Raw genomic sequence first — 16154 nt, 5'->3', positions numbered from 1 at the left:
CAGTAACCAGCCGCCCGTCCTCTTTATGAACAAAAAGAGAAAAGTGAATTGCCCGCCGGTCCCTTTTTCCACCGATGCGCCCTCTCTACTATTTATTGGCCCTATCCAGCCGCTTAACGCTCAGTTGGCTGACCTCACTCCCGTCTTAGGCACGAGTGATTCGGGATAGCAGCGTGCTTCACCGCCGCTTTTACGACACATTAAAGGAGTTGCGACAATGGCTGTAAAATTTCCTTATGCCGGTCAATCTTTTACCATCAAGATGGACAATGGTCTCGAAGTTAAAAACGCCTACCATGCCAGTGAAAACACCATTACCGTTGAGTTTCTAAACGGAGAACTTCGCGGAACCATTATGAATGTGCCTTTCCAGTGGCGTTCATTGGCTGACGGCTATTTCATGATTTCCTGGCAAGAATCCGATAAAAATACCGTTGTTCACTGCGATAATTTCGAAAAAAACATTTCTTATGCTTACTACACAACGATGAGTGGAGATTTTTACGTGATGGAAGGGAAAATGCTTTAATTTACTTCAGCGCCTTTAATCCTTTACGCATATTAATTGCCGCTCTATCAAATAGCCTATCCTTTAAGGTGGCCATTTTTATGACTTTCTCATATCGCTCCCACATGACGCAAAAAACGGCCGCAGCCGTTTTTTAAATCAAGCCGTCAGGATAATCCCCAGAGTTGGGGTATTTCTTCAACATATAGATAACTGATTTCCGCTTTCACGATCTGCGGCATACGTGGGCAAGCTGGTTGGTTCAGGCAGCGCCCCGCTTTCGGCACTGCACGAAATGGGCAGTTGGGAGAGCATAGAAATGGTTCAGCGCTATGCTCACCTATCCCCAACCCATCTAACCGAACATGCGAGAAAAACTGACGAAGTCTTGGCGGGCAATGTCACTAATCTGGCACTTTTGGAAAATCTTGCAGTGGGAGAATGAGCCTAACTCATTGATACTTAATGGCACGCCCTATAGGATTCGAACCTATGACCTACGGCTTAGAAGGCCGTTGCTCTATCCAACTGAGCTAAGGGCGCATTGAGATGCGGCAACCTGCGGCTGCGGGTTGGGATTATACGGTCAGAGGTTAGCGAGTCAATGCCTTTTCATGACGTTACGACGGCGGCCGTGCTTTATGGCGTTTTTTCCGCCAGCGCCCGCGCGGCGAGGGTTCTCGTCAACCAGCGCCGTTATGCTGAACCAGGCCAACGCCTACGTAAATCGGCGTGCGCTCAGCCTCTTGCCGCCCACCGCCCCGCCGCAGACAAAGGCGCGTAGACTGCACCACTGCGGCAATGTCCCCCCAATCGGCATGCTCAATCACCCGTGTGTTGCAAGTCGCCGTCACGCTTTCAACCCATGCGGCGTCAGGGCGCGCGCTGTTTAAAGAAGCCTGGCTCCATGGCGCCCAAAGCAGCCATAGCGTGCAGCCTACCCATGCGCAGCCGTTCATGCGCACAGCTTCCGCCACAGCGCGCTCAGGCGTACCCGCCACGACGGCGCCGCTTCGCGCCGGCCGAGCTGATGCAACGCCGTCAGCTGCGCGCCGTCCGCCGGGTGCAGCGAAGAATCGAACACCGTCTCGCCAACGTGCTTAGGCTGCGCCGGTTGCTGATCAGGCTGATGATGCAACGGATAAAGCCGGGTTATCGCTCTCATGATCCTGCCCTCTTTCGCCCTGTGTATGGCCCCAGCGTATGCAAATGCCGGTAAAAATGGCGTAGAGGTTCCTGAAGTCGGCATAAAAAAAGCGTAAATCGGTCTCGCTAACGGCGGCGAGGGTGATTCTGCGCCTGACAGCGCGCTCAGCTTCTGACAGAATAGCGGCATCCCCGCTTTTCTTAATTGATGGATTTCCACACTGATGTCAGCAAAGATTATTGATGGTAAAACGATTGCGCAGCAGGTTAGAAACGAAGTGGCTGAGCAAGTGAAACAACGTCTGGCGGCCGGCAAGCGCGCCCCAGGGCTGGCGGTTGTGCTGGTCGGCGAGAATCCGGCTTCGCAAATTTACGTCGCCAGCAAGCGCCGCGCCTGCGATGAAGTCGGCTTCCTCTCCCGCTCCTACGACCTGCCCGCTGCCACCAGTGAAGCCGAGCTGTTGGCGTTGATCGACCAGCTGAACGCCGACGCGGAAATCGACGGCATTCTGGTGCAGCTGCCGCTGCCGGCCGGCATCGATAACGTCAAGGTGCTGGAACGCATCCATCCGGACAAAGACGTCGATGGCTTCCACCCCTACAACGTCGGTCGCCTGTGCCAACGCGCGCCCAAGCTGCGCCCGTGCACGCCGCGCGGCATCGTCACCCTGCTGGAGCGTTATAACATCGATACCTACGGCCTGAACGCTGTGGTGGTCGGCGCCTCCAACATCGTCGGCCGCCCGATGAGCATGGAGCTGCTGCTGGCCGGTTGCACCACCACCGTCACCCACCGTTTCACCAAAAATCTGCGTCACCACGTCGAGAACGCCGATCTGCTGGTGGTGGCGGTTGGCAAACCGGGCTTCATCCCGGGCGACTGGATCAAACCGGGCGCCATCGTAGTGGACGTCGGCATCAACCGTCTGGAAAGCGGTAAAGTGGTGGGCGATGTCGACTTCGACGCCGCCAGCGAGCGCGCCGCCTACATCACCCCGGTGCCGGGTGGCGTTGGCCCGATGACCGTGGCTACACTGATCCAAAATACCTTGCAGGCCTGCGAGGAATATCACGACGTTCAACCTAAATAAGTAAGGCAGTATGGAAATTTTCAATCTGGACAATCATCCCCATGTCGAACTGTGCGATCTGCTGAAGTTCCAGGGCTGGTGTGAAAGCGGCGGCGCCGCCAAAGAAGTCATCGCCGAAGGGCTGGTGAAAGTCGACGGCAAGGTCGAAACCCGCAAGCGCTGCAAGATCGTCGCCGATCAGGTGGTGGAGTTCAACGGCGGCAAGGTCATGGTTAAACCCTAACCCGCAGCCATAGAAAAAGGCGCTGAATTCAGCGCCTTTTTTGTTTTCACTTCGGCCGGCTTACTTACGGCGCCAGGTGGTGCCCTGCGGGCCGTCTTCCAGCACGATGTTCATCTCGTTCAACCGATCACGCGCGGCGTCCGCCAGCGCCCAGTCCTTGGCGGCGCGCGCTTCGTTACGCTGTTTGATCAGCGCTTCAATCTCCGCCACTTCGCCGTCGTCAACCTGTGCGCCCCCTTGCAGGAACTGCTCTGGCTCCTGCTGCAGCAGGCCGAGCACTTTCGCCAGCTTGCGCAGTTCCGCCGCCATGCCGTTGGCCGCCGCCATGTCTTCGCTCTTCAGGCGGTTAACCTCACGGGCCAGATCGAACAGCGCCGAGTAGGCTTCCGGAGTGTTGAAGTCGTCGTCCATCGCTTCGCGGAAGCGGGCTTCGAACGCTTCGCCGCCGGCCGGCACGGCATCGGCGTCGGTGCCACGCAGCGCGGTATAGAGGCGCTCCAGCGCGGTGCGCGCCTGCTTGAGGTTCTCTTCGCTGTAGTTCAACTGGCTGCGATAATGGCCGGACATCAGGAAGTAACGCACCGTCTCCGCATCGTAATGGCCGAGCACGTCGCGGATGGTGAAGAAGTTATCGAGCGATTTGGACATCTTCTCTTTGTCGATCATCACCATGCCGGAGTGCATCCAGTAATTGACGTACGGGCCATCGTGGGCGCAGCTCGACTGCGCGATCTCGTTCTCGTGGTGCGGGAACATCAGATCGGAACCGCCGCCGTGGATGTCGAAGTGGGTGCCCAGCTGTTTGCAGTTCATGGCGGAGCATTCGATGTGCCAGCCCGGACGGCCCGGCCCCCACGGCGACTGCCAGCTCGGCTCGCCCGGCTTGGACATTTTCCACAGCACGAAGTCCATCGGGTTGCGCTTCACGTCGTCGATCTCCACGCGCGCGCCGGCCTGCAGCTGATCCAGATCCTGACGCGACAGCAGGCCGTATTGCGGATCGCTGTCGATGGAGAACATCACGTCGCCGTTGCTGGCCACGTAAGCGTGATCGCGATCGATAAGACGCTGCGTGATCTCGATGATCTCGGCGATGTGCTGGGTCGCGCGCGGCTCTTGATCCGGACGATCGATCAGCAGCGCGTCGAAGTCGGCGTGCATTTCCGCCAGCATGCGTTCGGTCAGTTGGTCGCAAGTCTCATGATTTTCCGCCGCGCGGCGAATGATTTTGTCGTCTACGTCGGTGACGTTGCGCACGTAGTTCAGCGAATAGCCGAGATAGCGCAGATAACGCGCCACCACGTCGAAAGCGACAAAGGTACGACCGTGGCCGATGTGACACAGGTCATAGATGGTTACCCCGCACACGTACATGCCCACTTTCCCGGCATGAATGGGTTTGAATTCCTCTTTTTGACGACTCAGGGTATTAAAAATCTTTAGCATCGGGAGATTCCGTGGTGTGCGTGATAACAAAAAAGATAACCGGGCTTCAGGTTTTACGCCCGGTAGCGTATTGAAACCTGAAGCCTGATCTATTGCAAGGTTAAGGCCAAGCTTTGCTGATTTCACGCGAAGAAAACGCGTAAAATCCGGTCGCCGGCATAATTGTTATAATATAACAACAAAACAATTACCACAGACAGTGCGCGGTTGACCCGCTGCTGACTCGCCGGGGCGGATATGTTATAAGGGCGGTCTGAATGTTCACTCGCTTTACGTGGCGTCTCACTTCATCTTGTTAGGATTAAAACTATGGTTACTTTCCACACCAATCACGGCGATATCGTCATCAAGACCTTTGCTGACAAAGCGCCGGTTACCGTTGAAAACTTCCTGAACTACTGCCGCGCCGGTTTCTACGACAACACCATCTTCCACCGTGTGATCAACGGCTTCATGATCCAGGGCGGCGGTTTCGAGCCGGGCATGAACCAGAAAGCGACCAATGCGGCTATCAAGAACGAAGCCAACAACGGTCTGAAAAACACCATCGGCACCCTGGCAATGGCGCGTACCAACGATCCGCACTCCGCCACCGCACAGTTCTTCATCAACGTGGCTGACAACGACTTCCTGAACTTCCGCGGCGAAAACGTGCAGGGCTGGGGCTACTGCGTGTTCGCTGAAGTGGTTGAAGGCATGGACGTGGTCAACAAGATCAAAGGCGTGAAAACTGGCCGCAGCGGCATGCACCAGGACGTACCGGTAGAAGACGTCGTCATCAACAGCGTGACCGTCAGCGAGTAATCGCGGCTGCATGAGTACGCTGTTCATCGCAGATCTGCACTTGTGCGCACAGGAACCGGCAATCACTGCCGGTTTTCTGCGTTTTTTACGGCGCGAAGCGATGCACGCCGACGCGCTGTACATCCTCGGCGACCTGTTTGAGGCCTGGATCGGCGACGACGATCCCGAGCCGCTGCACGCGGAGATCGCCGCGGCGCTGAAAGCGCTGCAACAGGCCGGCGTGCCCTGCTATTTCATCCACGGCAACCGCGATTTTCTGCTCGGCAAGCGCTTCGCCCGCGCCAGCGGCATGCAGCTGCTGCCGGAAGAAAAAGTGCTGGAGCTGTACGGCCGCAGGATCCTGATCCTGCACGGCGACACCCTGTGCACCGACGATCAAGCCTATCAGCAATTCCGCCGTAAAGTGCACAACCCGCTGATTCAAAAACTGTTCCTCGCGCTGCCGCTGCGCTGGCGACTGAAGATCGCCGCCAACATGCGCGCCCGCAGCCAGCAATCCAACCAAGGCAAGTCGGACGCCATCATGGACGTCAACCCGCAGGCGGTCGAGCAAACGATGCTGCGCCACGACGTGCACTGGATGATCCACGGCCATACCCATCGCCCGGCGGTGCACCGACTGGCGCTGAGCAATGGCGAAGCCCATCGTGCGGTGCTGGGTGCCTGGCACGTCGAAGGATCGATGATCAAAGTCAGCGCCGACGCCGTCGAGCTGATCTCATTCCCATTCTGAATTCCGCACTGGCGCGAGAGTGAAAATTCGCGCTTTCGACGGTGAAAACCGGCGACGCAACCGTTTTCCTCGCCGTGCGCTCATGGTATGCTCTACGCCCTCATTCGGCCCTCAGCCGACGCCAGACAAATCACCGGAGCCTTACACCCATGGGAGCCAACGCCGCTTCAGCCGCCAATACCGGGGCGAAAATCGCAATTGTAATGGGATCGAAAAGTGACTGGGCCACCATGCAGTTCGCTGCCGAAGTCCTGACCCAGCTCGACGTCCCCTTCCATGTCGAAGTCGTTTCCGCTCACCGCACGCCGGACAAGCTGTTCAGCTTCGCCGAGCAGGCTGCCGCCAACGGCTTTGACGTGATCATCGCCGGCGCCGGCGGTGCGGCGCATCTGCCGGGCATGCTGGCGGCGAAAACCCTGGTGCCGGTGTTGGGCGTGCCGGTGCAAAGCGCCGCGCTGAGCGGCGTAGACAGCCTCTACTCCATCGTGCAGATGCCGCGCGGCATTCCGGTGGGCACGCTGGCGATCGGCAAAGCCGGCGCCGCCAACGCCGGGCTGCTGGCGATGCAGATCCTGGCGCTGCACGACGCCGCGCTGGCACAGCGTTTGGCGGACTGGCGTCAGGCGCAGACCGAAGACGTCTTGAACCACCCCGATCCGCGGGAGGACGCATGAAGCCGGTTTGCGTACTGGGCAACGGCCAACTGGGGCGCATGCTGCGCCAGGCCGGCGAACCGCTGGGCATCGCCGTCTACCCTGTCGGCATCGATGCCGAACCTGAAGCGGTGCCGTATCAGAACAGCGTCATTACCGCCGAGATAGAACGCTGGCCGGAAACCGCGCTGACGCGTGAGCTGGCGACCCACAGCGCCTTCGTCAACCGCGACATCTTCCCGCGTCTGGCGGATCGCCTGACGCAAAAACAGCTGCTCGACCAGCTCGGCCTGGCGACCGCGCCGTGGCAGCTGCTGGCGAGCGCCGCCGAATGGCCGCAGGTATTCGCTGCGCTGGGCGAACTGGCGATCGTCAAACGCCGGGTCGGCGGCTATGACGGCCGCGGCCAGTGGCGCTTGCGTCCGAGCCAAGAAGCCGAACTGCCGGCTGACGCCTATGGCGAGTGCATCGTCGAGCAAGGCATCAATTTCTCCGGCGAAGTGTCGCTGGTGGGCGCGCGCGGCCACGACGGCCGTTCGGTATTCTACCCGCTGACCCATAACCTGCATGAAGACGGCATCCTGCGCGCCAGCGTGGCGCTGCCGCAGCCCAATCCAGCGCTGCAGCAACAGGCCGAGCAGATGCTGGCGGCGATCCTGAACGAGCTGAACTATGTCGGCGTGATGGCGATGGAGTGCTTTATCGTCGGCGATCGGCTGCTGATCAACGAACTGGCGCCGCGCGTGCACAACAGCGGCCACTGGACGCAAAACGGCGCCTCCATCAGCCAGTTCGAGCTGCACCTGCGCGCCATCCTCGGCCTGCCGCTGCCGCAGCCGGTGGTGAGCACGCCGTCGGTGATGGTCAACCTGATCGGCACCGCCGTCAACGAACAGTGGCTGTCGCTGCCGCTGGTGCATCTGCACTGGTATGAGAAAGAGGTGCGCCCGGGCCGCAAGGTCGGCCACCTCAATCTGAACGACCCGAGCGCCGCCGATCTGCGCCAGGCGCTGCAGGCGCTGGCGCCGCTGCTGCCGGGCGAATACCAAAGCGGGCTGGCCTGGGCGCAGCAGAAGCTGGCCTAAGGCTCACGCCGCCGAAAGTAAAAGGGGTTAGCCCAAGGCTAACCCCTTTTTTATGACGACAATTTTAAACCGCTGCACTTAATCAGAAAAAATATTCTTATTTTTCCTTAGCATACTTCTTATCATCAGATTCACACCCAAAAAACCGCTGATGCCATATCCAAGCGCTGTGACGATATGATTGCGCAAGAAAGGGTAATTAAGGGTCAGATCGTTAGCGATAAGAATCGAAAACCACGGCAACAATGCAACCAGCAATATGCCCGTTCCGTTAAAGAATCCCGCTGAAGCAAGGCCACGCTGCCAACGTCCGAGACGTTCGCGCAAAGGCAAATTTTTTAATTCCGGGATACTTTTAAGTGACCAGTAGATTTTCATTCCCTTCGTTCCTGGTGGTAACCCGCAGATAACACATTATAAAACAAGAAAATAATACAGTTTAAAGACGACGCCTCTCTTTTCTGCCAAGCCGGGTGCTTATCACATCCGGCGTTATAAATAGCCGCATCAACCCTCATAACTGCGGAACAGCGCCTTGCCGCGCAGCAGGCGCACGCCCAGCCAGCCGCCGCACAGCGACAGCAGCAGCGCGCTGGCCAGCGGCAGCGCCCACCACAGCACCGGCGTCGGCGTCCACGGGAAGTCGAACACCCGGCTTTGCAGCAGCCACAGCGCCGCCTCGGCGCCCATCGCCGCCGCGATGCCCGCCACCAGCCCCAGCAAAGCAAACTCGCACCACAGCGTGCGGCGCAGCAGCCGTTTGCCGGCGCCCAGCGTGCGATAGACCACCAGCTCCTGCCGCCGCTGACGCATGCCGACCTGCACCTGCGCCAGCAGCAGCAGGCCGCCGCACAGCACCACCAGCACCACCATCACCTCCAGCGCGCGGCTGACCTGTTGCAGCACGCCGCCGACCTGTTTCAGGATCGCGCCGATGTCCAGCAGGCTGAGCGTCGGGAACTGGCGATTGAGCTGAGTCAGCATCTGGCCGTCGCCGTCGTAGCGAAAGCTGGTGAGCCAGGTCTGCGGCTGGTCGTCCAGCGCGCCCGGCGGGAAGATAAAGTAAAAGTTCGGCTTCAGACTTTCCCAATCCACCTGGCGCAGGCTGGTGACTTTGGCGCTGAACGCCTGGGTATCGCCGCTGAAGGTCAGCGTATCGCCCAGCGTGATCTTCAGCCGCCCGGCGATGCCTTCATCCATCGAAACCTCACCGGTTTTCGGCGGCCAATTGCCCGCCACCAGCGGATTGTGATCCGGCAGATCGGCCAACCAGGTCAGGTTCAGCTCGCGGTTCACCGCCTCGCCGCCCGGATCGTCTTCATGCACCCGTTCGGTCGCCAGCTGCTGGTTTATCTCGGTCAGGCGCACCCGGACGATCGGGTAATAGGTTTCCGGCTTGATCTGGTGCTGCTGCAGGAAGGCTTTCACCTGCGACACCTGTGCCTCGGTCATGTTGATCAGGAAATAGTTCGGACTGTCCGGCGGCAGCTGTTGCTGCCAGCGTTCGAGCAAATCGCCGCGCAACACCAACAGCAGCGCCAGCAGCATGAACGACAGCGAAAACGCCGCCAGTTGGCTGATGGTCACCCAGGGCTGGTGCAGCAGGCGGTTGACCGCCAGCCGCAGCGCCAGGCTCTTGAGCGTGATGCGGCGCAGCAACAGCAGGCTGCCCCAGCCGATGCCGCCCAGCAGCAGCGCCAGCACCGCCATGCCAGCCAGGATCGCCCACAGCAGCGTGCTGGCCCCCATCAGCGCCACCAACAGCGCCACCACGATCGCCGCCGTCACCGGCAGGAAGTAGCGCAGCGGCCAGACGTTGGCCGTCACGTCGCGGCGCAGCACCCGCAGCGGCTGGGTGGCCAGCAGCTGGCGATACGGCCGCAGCCCGACCAGCAGCGAGATCAGCACCAGCGCGCCGAGCGCCCACAGCCACGGCCAGGCGCCGGCGGCAGGCAACGCAGCCGGTAATACCGGCTTCAGCAGGCGGATCAGCAACGCTTCAAACGCCAGCCCGATCGCCCCGCCGCACGCCGCCGCCAGCGCCATCACCGCCAGCCACTGGCCGACGATCAATTTACGCAGCGCGCCACGCCCGGCGCCGAGGGTTTTCAGCACCGCGATCAGATCGTAACGGCTGCGGCAATAGTGGCTCATCGCCACCGCCACGGCGGCGATCGACAACAGCAGCGTCAGCAGAGCCGACAGCAGCAGGAACTGTTGGGATCGCTGCAGCGACTTGCCGAGCGCGCTGCCGGACTCCTGCAGCCCGAACCAGCGCTGATCCGGCGTCAACTGCGGCGCCAGCCGTTCCTCGTAACGCTGAATATCCGGCTCGGTGCCGGCGAACATGTAGCGGTAGGTCAGGCGGCTGCCCGGCTGCACCGCACCGGTCTTCTCGACGTCCGCCAGGTTGATCATGATGCGCGGCGCGGTCTGGAATGGATTGAAGCCGGCGTCCGGCTCCTGAATGATTTCACCGGCGATACGCAGCGTAGTGTCGCCCACCTCCAGCGAATCCCCCACTTTCACGTTCAGCAGCGCCAGCAAACGCGGCGCCACCAGCACGCTACCCGGTTCGGGCTTGATGTTGGCCGGGCGCGTTTCCAGCTTGCCGTACAGCGGATAGGTCAGATCGGTGGCTTTCACGTCCGCCAGCTGCGGCCGCTCGCCGGCATAGGTCATGGTGGTGAACGACAGCTGGCGGCTCACCTTCAGCCCCTGCTGCTGCGCGTCCAATAGCCAGCCTTCCGGCACCGAATGCGCGCTGCGCAGCACCCGATCGCCGGCGATAAAATCGCGGCTCTGCTGGCTGAGCCCTTTGTCCATGCGATCGCTGATGCTGCCCAGCGCCAGCACGCAGGCGACAGAGAGCGTCAGCGCCAGCCACACGATCAGCAGCGACGGCGAGCGCCATTCGCGCCAGAACCAGCGCCAGATCATGCTTCCTCCCACAGCTTGCCTTCACGCAGCCGCAACCGCCGCTGGCAGCGCGCCGCCAGGGTTTCGTCATGGGTCACCAGGATCAGGGTGGTGTCAAAATCGCGGTTGAGAGAGAACAGCAGGTCGGCGATGCGATCGCCGGTCTGACGATCGAGGTTGCCGGTCGGTTCATCGGCGAACAGCACCCGCGGCCGGCCGCTGAAGGCGCGCGCCAGCGCCACGCGCTGCTGCTCGCCGCCGGACAGCTGCGCCGGCAGGTGATCGAGACGTTTGCCCAGTCCCAGCTGTTCCAGTAACTGCACCGCCTGCTCGCGACTCTGCCTGTCGCTCTCGCCGCGCAGCAGCGCCGGCAGTTGCACGTTCTCCAGCGCGTTCAGCGTCGGCACCAACATGAACGACTGAAACACGAAACCGACGTTCCTGGCGCGCAGCGCGGCGCGGCCTTCTTCGTCCAACGCGGTCAGCGACTCGCCGAGCAAACGCACCTCGCCCTCGCTGCCGTCGTCCAGCCCGGCCAAAATGCCCAGCAAGGTCGATTTCCCCGATCCGGATTCGCCGATCAGGGCGATCGTCTGCGCGGGTTTGACAAGCAGCTCGACTCCGGTAAGGATGGTGAGCTGATGCTCACCCTGACCAACGTGTTTACTAAGATGATGAACTTCAAGAACGTTTTCCGCTGGCATCTTCCCTTCCTTTTGCTGTTGGGATTATTCAGTTTACGCGCTGCCGCCGCCGATACCTTATTGATTTTGGGCGACAGTTTAAGCGCCGGCTATCGCCTGCCGATCGAGCGGGCCTGGCCGACGCTGTTGGCCGAACAGTGGCAGAAAAAACCGGGCGCGCCGCAGCTGGTCAACGCCAGCATCAGCGGCGACACCGCCGCGCAGGGGCTGGCGCGTCTGCCCGCGCTGCTGAAACAGCATCAGCCGCGCTGGGTGCTGATCGAGCTGGGCGCCAACGACGGCCTGCGCGGCTTCCCGGCGCAGGACGTACAGCGCGATCTCGGCCAAATCATCACGCGGGTGCAGCAGGCCGGCGCGCAGCCGCTGCTGATGCAGATCCGCATCCCGCCGAACTACGGCCGCCGCTACACCGAGGCGTTCAGCGCCGTCTACCCGGCGCTGGCCAAGCAGTTCAACATTCCGCTGCTGCCGTTCTATATGGAACAGGTGGTGGTGAAGCCGGAATGGATGCAGGATGACGGATTGCACCCCAATGGGGACGCTCAGCCGTTTATCGCCACCTGGATGGCGGAGCGCCTGGAACCGCTAGTAAAGCATGAGTCTCACTAAATTAGGGTCGAACACTAGGTAAAGTTATGCAAAAAGCGGTATTGATAACCGGCTGTTCCAGCGGGATTGGATTGATTGCGGCGCAGGATCTGCGCAACCGCGGCTACCGGGTGCTGGCCGCCTGCCGTAAGCCGCAGGACGTGGAAAACATGCGCCAGCTGGGGCTGGAAGGCATTGAGCTGGATCTGGACGACAGCGCCAGCGTCGAGCGCGCCGCCGCCGAGGTGATCGCGCTGACCGACGGCCGCCTGTACGGCCTGTTCAATAACGGGGGGTTCGGTGTTTACGGCCCGCTTAGCCGCATTTCGCGCCGCCAGCTGGAGCGGCAGTTCGCCACCAACCTGTTCGGCACCCACCAACTGACCCAGCTGCTGTTGCCGGCGATGTTGCCGCACGGCGAAGGGCGCATCATTCAGACCAGCTCGGTGATGGGGCTGGTCTCCAGCGCCGGGCGCGGCGCCTACGCCGCCAGCAAGTTCGCGCTGGAAGCCTGGTCGGACGCGCTGCGCATGGAGCTGCACGGCAGCGGCATTCAGGTCAGCCTGATCGAACCGGGGCCGATCGCCACCCACTTTAGCCAGAACGTCAACCAGGCGCAGAGCGACAAGCCGGTGCACAATCCCGGCATCGCCAAGCGCCTGACGCTGCCGCCGGAGGCCATCCTGCCCAAACTGCGCCACGCGCTGGAAAGCCCGCGCGCCAAACTGCGCTATCCGGTCACCCTGCTGGCGCACGCGATGAGCGTGCTGCGCCGCATTTTGCCGGGCCGCTGTCTGGATTGGCTGCTGCGCAGCAACGCTTAATTCGCCCGACGGGGTTGAAGAATGGCGGCGCGCCCCCATCTACACCCCATGGCTCCGCACGATCAGAGAGAAAAAAGATGCTAGCTCAAGCTGTTGTTGATATTAACGAAACTAACCTGCACCAGACGCTGGAACAGTCGATGTCCATTCCGGTGCTGTTCTACTTCTGGTCCGAGCGCAGCCAACACTGCCTGCAGCTCACGCCGGTGCTGGACAAGCTGGCGGCGGAATACGCCGGTCAGTTCATTCTGGCCAAGGTGGACTGCGACGCCGAACAGATGATCGCCTCCCAATTCGGGCTGCGTTCCATTCCGACGGTCTACCTGTTTAAAGACGGCCAACCGGTCGACGGCTTCCAGGGCCCGCAGCCGGAAGAAGCGATCCGCGACTTGCTGCAGCGTTTCCTGCCGAAGGAAGAAGATCTGAAACTGGCGCAGGCGCAAGAATTGCTGGCCGCCGGCAACGCCGCCGAAGCGCTGCCGCTGCTGAAAGACGCCTGGCAGAGCAGCCAACAGCGCAGCGACATCGGCCTGACGCTGGCCGAAACGCAGATCGCCCTCAGCCGCAGCGAAGATGCCGAAGCGGTGCTGGCGACCATCCCGTTGCAGGATCGTGATACGCGCTATCAAGGCCTGGTGGCGCAGATTGAACTGTTGAAACAGGCGGCGGACACGCCGGAAATCCAACAGCTGCAACAGCAGGTGCAGCAGCAGCCGGACAACGTCGAGCTGGCGGTGCAGCTGGCGCTGCAGCTGCATCAGGTCGGGCGTAACGAAGAAGCGCTGGAACTGCTGATGGGGCATCTGAAGAAGGATCTGGCCGCCGCCAACGGCAACGCGCGCAAGACGCTGATGGACATTCTGGCCGCGCTCGGCACCGGCGACGCACTGGCCGCTAAATATCGCCGCCAGCTGTACTCACTGCTGTACTGATACTCGTCATGCTTGAAGCTGCATCCAGGCAGCAAAGGTGAGAAGCCCTAGGAGCTTAGATAACTAAGCGACCAGGGCTCGAACGTGCAGTCAGCTTGAAATATGGCGGGGATATCAGCGATAGACCCGCACCCCGCCCTCCACGCCCGCCGGGCTGAACAACACCTGCCACAGCTGAATGTTGCGCGAACGGAACGCGCCGGCGCAGGCGTTCAGGTAATAAGTGAACATGCGCTCGAAGCGCTCGGAATAACCGCCCGCCAATTCCGGCCACGCCCGTTTGAAATTCTCCAGCCAGGCCATCAGCGTGCGATCGTAATCGGCGCCGAAGTTGTGCCAATCCTCCATCACGAAACGCCCTTCGCTGGCCTCGGCGATATGCCGCACCGAAGGCAGGCAGCCGTTGGGGAAGATGTATTTGTCTATCCAGGCATCGACGTTAAGGTCGGTTTGATTGGAACCGATGGTGTGCAGCAAAAACAGGCCGTCCGGCTTCAGGTTGCGTGCCGCGACGCTGAAATAGGTCTCGTAGTTTTTCGGCCCGACGTGCTCGAACATGCCGACCGACACGATGCGATCGAACTGATGATCCAGATCGCGGTAATCCTGCAGCAAGATCTCGACGTCCAGCCCGGCGCAGCGTGCCTGCGCCAGCTTCTGCTGCTCGGCCGAAATGGTCACGCCGTGCACCGCGACGCCGTAGTTTTGCGCCGCAAACTGCGCCAGCCCGCCCCAGCCGCAGCCGATATCCAGCAGCGTCATGCCCGGTTTCAGCTGCAGCTTCTCGCAGATCATCCGCAGCTTGGCCTGCTGCGCCTGCTCCAGCGTCTGCGCCTCTTTCCAGTAGCCGCAGGAGTATTGCATGTAAGGATCGAGCATCGCCCGGAACAGGTCGTTGCCGATGTCGTAATGCTCTTTGCCCACCTGCCAGGCGCGCTTGCGCGATTGGCGGTTGAACAGCCGGGCATAGGCGATGCGCGCGATGTCGCTCAGGCTTTTCGGCAGGCGCTCATCGACGCCGGCCTGCAGAATGCGGGTAAACAGCATGTCCAGCCGTTCGCATTCCCACCAGCCGTCCATATAGCTCTCGCCGAAGCCGAGCGAGCCTTCCTGCAAAATGCGTTTGAACAGGGCCGGGTTGTGCACCCGAATATCCCAGGCGCGCGGGCCGTTGATGGCGACGCCGGCTTCGGCCAGCATCTCCTCTACAATGCGATACCAGCGGTCTTTCTTCTGGGCGAGTTCATCAACACTGAGCGAATCCATAACAATCCTTGGCCGAAATGTCATTTCAAAAAGCATAGTCGCAAATAAAAATGACAAATTTTTGACGGTAAACACGGGGGTGTTTTTACTCTAGCCAAGGCGAGCAACATCATGAAATGAATAAAAATTATTGAAACCATGCCATTTAGGCATACTTATCCGCCAACTGTGCCAGACTTATTTCAATAACGTTTTTCTCCCTGTTCGGAACAGCGGTTCCGCTTATGGCGGAGTCGCCAATGTCCTGGATTAAGTCGCGGTATCGGTAGGCATTTTTCCGGCGCTGACGTAATATCTGTTTACATATGTCTGACAGGAGGTTTGCATGCTTACTTTTATTCCCATCGTGATCGTCGTCGCGCTGATTGTGGTGTTCGCCGGCGTCAAAATTGTGCCGCAGGGGTTCCAATGGACGGTAGAACGCTTCGGCCGCTATACCAAGACGCTGATGCCGGGCCTGAACCTGGTGGTGCCGTTCATGGACCGCATCGGCCGCAAAATCAACATGATGGAGCAGGTGCTGGATATCCCCTCGCAGGAAGTGATTTCCCGCGATAACGCCAACGTCGCCATCGACGCGGTGTGCTTTATCCAGGTGGTCGACCCGGCGCGCGCCGCCTACGAGGTCAGCAACCTCGAACAGGCGATCGTCAACCTGACCATGACCAACTTCCGCACCGTGCTCGGCTCGATGGAGCTGGACGAAATGCTGTCGCAGCGCGACAGCATCAACAGCCGCTTGTTGCACATCGTCGATGAAGCGACCAACCCTTGGGGGGTGAAGATCACCCGTATCGAGATCCGCGACGTGCGGCCGCCGGCGGAGCTGATCGCCTCGATGAACGCCCAGATGAAGGCTGAGCGCACCAAGCGCGCCGACATCCTGGAGGCGGAAGGGGTGCGCCAGGCGGCCATTCTGCGCGCCGAGGGTGAGAAACAATCGCAGATCCTGAAGGCTGAGGGCGAACGCCAGTCGGCGTTCCTGCAGGCGGAAGCGCGTGAACGCGCCGCCGAGGCCGAGGCGCGCGCCACCCAACTGGTGTCCGACGCCATCGCCAGCGGCAACATTCAGGCGGTGAACTACTTCGTGGCGCAGAAATACACCGACGCGCTGCAGAAGATCGGTTCCTCCAACAACAGCAAAGTGGTGATGATGCCGCTGGACGCCAGCAGCCTGCTCGGCTCGATCGGCGGCATTACCGAACTGCTGAAAGAAAGCAAAGGCAAATAAT

At 60.6% G+C, this 16154-nt stretch carries 17 protein-coding genes, 1 tRNA gene and 1 pseudogene; 12 read left to right on the top strand and 7 right to left on the bottom strand.

The annotated features are described in order from the left end of the window. Window positions 1-217 precede the first annotated feature (217 nt). Both IT763_RS05150 and IT763_RS23335 read left to right on the top strand, forming a co-directional pair. Window positions 218-529 carry a hypothetical protein gene (locus IT763_RS05150; protein ID WP_115435688.1) on the top strand — a complete coding sequence of 104 codons (312 nt, stop codon included), beginning with the start codon at window positions 218-220 and terminating at the stop codon, window positions 527-529. A gap of 188 nt (window positions 530-717) precedes the next feature. Further along, window positions 718-953: pseudogene (locus IT763_RS23335) on the top strand (tyrosine-type recombinase/integrase); the annotation flags it as partial. Between the two features lie 21 nt (window positions 954-974). Here the strand turns inward: IT763_RS23335 and IT763_RS05145 are convergent. After that, a tRNA-Arg gene (locus tag IT763_RS05145) sits at window positions 975-1051 on the bottom strand. A 412-nt stretch (window positions 1052-1463) separates the two neighbouring features. Next, window positions 1464-1673: a hypothetical protein gene (locus IT763_RS05140; RefSeq protein ID WP_028128232.1), complete on the bottom strand. Its 210-nt coding sequence runs from the start codon at window positions 1671-1673 to the stop codon at window positions 1464-1466. A 205-nt stretch (window positions 1674-1878) separates the two neighbouring features. Between IT763_RS05140 and folD the strand changes: the two genes are divergently transcribed. Together folD and ybcJ are read left to right on the top strand one after the other, a co-directional pair. Beyond that, window positions 1879-2745, top strand: a complete 867-nt coding sequence (folD, locus tag IT763_RS05135; RefSeq protein WP_016928798.1) for a bifunctional methylenetetrahydrofolate dehydrogenase/methenyltetrahydrofolate cyclohydrolase FolD — start codon at window positions 1879-1881, stop codon at window positions 2743-2745. A gap of 10 nt (window positions 2746-2755) precedes the next feature. Further along, on the top strand, window positions 2756-2968 hold the full coding sequence (gene ybcJ / locus IT763_RS05130; protein ID WP_015376914.1) for a ribosome-associated protein YbcJ: 213 nt from the start codon (window positions 2756-2758) through the stop codon (window positions 2966-2968). Window positions 2969-3028: 60 nt separating this feature from the next. Here ybcJ and cysS read toward each other — a convergent pair whose 3' ends face one another. Further along, window positions 3029-4414, bottom strand: coding sequence for a cysteine--tRNA ligase (gene cysS / locus IT763_RS05125; RefSeq protein ID WP_016928799.1), 1386 nt, complete (start codon window positions 4412-4414; stop codon window positions 3029-3031). A 309-nt stretch (window positions 4415-4723) separates the two neighbouring features. On the opposite strand from cysS, the gene ppiB reads away from it, so the two are divergent. From ppiB to purK, 4 genes are all read left to right on the top strand, one after another. After that, on the top strand, window positions 4724-5218 hold the full coding sequence (gene ppiB, locus IT763_RS05120) for a peptidylprolyl isomerase B (RefSeq protein ID WP_016928800.1): 495 nt from the start codon (window positions 4724-4726) through the stop codon (window positions 5216-5218). A 10-nt stretch (window positions 5219-5228) separates the two neighbouring features. Beyond that, window positions 5229-5951: a UDP-2,3-diacylglucosamine diphosphatase gene (locus IT763_RS05115; protein ID WP_049299651.1), complete on the top strand. Its 723-nt coding sequence runs from the start codon at window positions 5229-5231 to the stop codon at window positions 5949-5951. 149 nt (window positions 5952-6100) lie between these two features. Further along, window positions 6101-6625: a 5-(carboxyamino)imidazole ribonucleotide mutase gene (purE, locus tag IT763_RS05110; protein WP_016928802.1), complete on the top strand. Its 525-nt coding sequence runs from the start codon at window positions 6101-6103 to the stop codon at window positions 6623-6625. Next, window positions 6622-7689 (top strand): 5-(carboxyamino)imidazole ribonucleotide synthase, encoded by a 1068-nt coding sequence (gene purK / locus IT763_RS05105; protein WP_115435648.1) that lies wholly within the window; start codon window positions 6622-6624, stop codon window positions 7687-7689. Before purE ends, purK begins: the two co-directional genes overlap by 4 nt. Window positions 7690-7767: 78 nt before the next feature. Here the strand turns inward: purK and IT763_RS05100 are convergent, their stop codons facing one another. From IT763_RS05100 to ybbA, 3 genes are all read right to left on the bottom strand, one after another. Next, window positions 7768-8067, bottom strand: coding sequence for a hypothetical protein (locus IT763_RS05100; protein ID WP_016928804.1), 300 nt, complete (start codon window positions 8065-8067; stop codon window positions 7768-7770). Between the two features lie 129 nt (window positions 8068-8196). Continuing rightward, the gene (gene ybbP, locus IT763_RS05095) at window positions 8197-10629 is read right to left on the bottom strand and encodes a putative ABC transporter permease subunit YbbP (protein WP_206195227.1); all 2433 of its coding nucleotides are present in this window, start codon (window positions 10627-10629) and stop codon (window positions 8197-8199) included. Beyond that, window positions 10626-11312, bottom strand: coding sequence for a putative ABC transporter ATP-binding protein YbbA (gene ybbA, locus IT763_RS05090; protein ID WP_004940192.1), 687 nt, complete (start codon window positions 11310-11312; stop codon window positions 10626-10628). The genes ybbP and ybbA overlap by 4 nt, the downstream gene beginning before the upstream one ends. Between ybbA and tesA the strand changes: the two genes are divergently transcribed. The 3 genes from tesA to IT763_RS05075 all read left to right on the top strand — a co-directional run bounded on the left by tesA (window position 11283) and on the right by IT763_RS05075 (window position 13656). Then, window positions 11283-11921, top strand: a complete 639-nt coding sequence (tesA, locus tag IT763_RS05085) for a multifunctional acyl-CoA thioesterase I/protease I/lysophospholipase L1 (protein WP_161545168.1) — start codon at window positions 11283-11285, stop codon at window positions 11919-11921. The two genes, ybbA and tesA, sit on opposite strands and share 30 nt — an antisense overlap. Window positions 11922-11947: 26 nt before the next feature. After that, complete coding sequence (locus IT763_RS05080; protein WP_097102630.1) at window positions 11948-12724, top strand: SDR family oxidoreductase; 777 nt, start codon at window positions 11948-11950, stop codon at window positions 12722-12724. A 77-nt stretch (window positions 12725-12801) separates the two neighbouring features. Further along, a complete protein-coding gene (locus IT763_RS05075) occupies window positions 12802-13656 on the top strand; it encodes a co-chaperone YbbN (protein ID WP_025160052.1) in 855 nt (284 codons plus the stop codon). A 114-nt stretch (window positions 13657-13770) separates the two neighbouring features. Here the strand turns inward: IT763_RS05075 and cfa are convergent, their stop codons facing one another. Continuing rightward, complete coding sequence (cfa, locus tag IT763_RS05070) at window positions 13771-14922, bottom strand: cyclopropane fatty acyl phospholipid synthase (RefSeq protein WP_110146740.1); 1152 nt, start codon at window positions 14920-14922, stop codon at window positions 13771-13773. Window positions 14923-15247: 325 nt separating this feature from the next. Here cfa and IT763_RS05065 point away from each other — a divergent pair, with 325 nt between their 5' ends. After that, window positions 15248-16153 carry an SPFH domain-containing protein gene (locus IT763_RS05065; protein ID WP_004940203.1) on the top strand — a complete coding sequence of 302 codons (906 nt, stop codon included), beginning with the start codon at window positions 15248-15250 and terminating at the stop codon, window positions 16151-16153. Window position 16154: the final 1 nt, after the last annotated feature.

This window comes from Serratia sp. CMO1, from assembly GCF_015689115.1.
Classification (GTDB): Bacteria; Pseudomonadota; Gammaproteobacteria; order Enterobacterales; family Enterobacteriaceae; genus Serratia; species Serratia marcescens.
Note: the sequence above shows the minus strand (reverse complement) of the source record. Positions and strands in the feature narration are given on the sequence as shown.

Excerpts from the sequence above, each read along its gene's own strand:
- IT763_RS05150 (WP_115435688.1), top strand. The coding sequence starts at position 218 with ATGGCTGTAAAATTTCCTTATGCCGGTCAATCTTTTACCATCAAGATG.
- IT763_RS05140 (WP_028128232.1), bottom strand. The coding sequence starts at position 1,673 with ATGAGAGCGATAACCCGGCTTTATCCGTTGCATCATCAGCCTGATCAG.
- folD (WP_016928798.1), top strand. The coding sequence starts at position 1,879 with ATGTCAGCAAAGATTATTGATGGTAAAACGATTGCGCAGCAGGTTAGA.
- ybcJ (WP_015376914.1), top strand. The coding sequence starts at position 2,756 with ATGGAAATTTTCAATCTGGACAATCATCCCCATGTCGAACTGTGCGAT.
- cysS (WP_016928799.1), bottom strand. The coding sequence starts at position 4,414 with ATGCTAAAGATTTTTAATACCCTGAGTCGTCAAAAAGAGGAATTCAAA.
- ppiB (WP_016928800.1), top strand. The coding sequence starts at position 4,724 with ATGGTTACTTTCCACACCAATCACGGCGATATCGTCATCAAGACCTTT.
- IT763_RS05115 (WP_049299651.1), top strand. The coding sequence starts at position 5,229 with ATGAGTACGCTGTTCATCGCAGATCTGCACTTGTGCGCACAGGAACCG.
- purE (WP_016928802.1), top strand. The coding sequence starts at position 6,101 with ATGGGAGCCAACGCCGCTTCAGCCGCCAATACCGGGGCGAAAATCGCA.
- purK (WP_115435648.1), top strand. The coding sequence starts at position 6,622 with ATGAAGCCGGTTTGCGTACTGGGCAACGGCCAACTGGGGCGCATGCTG.
- IT763_RS05100 (WP_016928804.1), bottom strand. The coding sequence starts at position 8,067 with ATGAAAATCTACTGGTCACTTAAAAGTATCCCGGAATTAAAAAATTTG.
- ybbP (WP_206195227.1), bottom strand. The coding sequence starts at position 10,629 with ATGATCTGGCGCTGGTTCTGGCGCGAATGGCGCTCGCCGTCGCTGCTG.
- tesA (WP_161545168.1), top strand. The coding sequence starts at position 11,283 with ATGAACTTCAAGAACGTTTTCCGCTGGCATCTTCCCTTCCTTTTGCTG.
- ybbA (WP_004940192.1), bottom strand. The coding sequence starts at position 11,312 with ATGCCAGCGGAAAACGTTCTTGAAGTTCATCATCTTAGTAAACACGTT.
- IT763_RS05080 (WP_097102630.1), top strand. The coding sequence starts at position 11,948 with ATGCAAAAAGCGGTATTGATAACCGGCTGTTCCAGCGGGATTGGATTG.
- IT763_RS05075 (WP_025160052.1), top strand. The coding sequence starts at position 12,802 with ATGCTAGCTCAAGCTGTTGTTGATATTAACGAAACTAACCTGCACCAG.
- cfa (WP_110146740.1), bottom strand. The coding sequence starts at position 14,922 with ATGGATTCGCTCAGTGTTGATGAACTCGCCCAGAAGAAAGACCGCTGG.
- IT763_RS05065 (WP_004940203.1), top strand. The coding sequence starts at position 15,248 with ATGCTTACTTTTATTCCCATCGTGATCGTCGTCGCGCTGATTGTGGTG.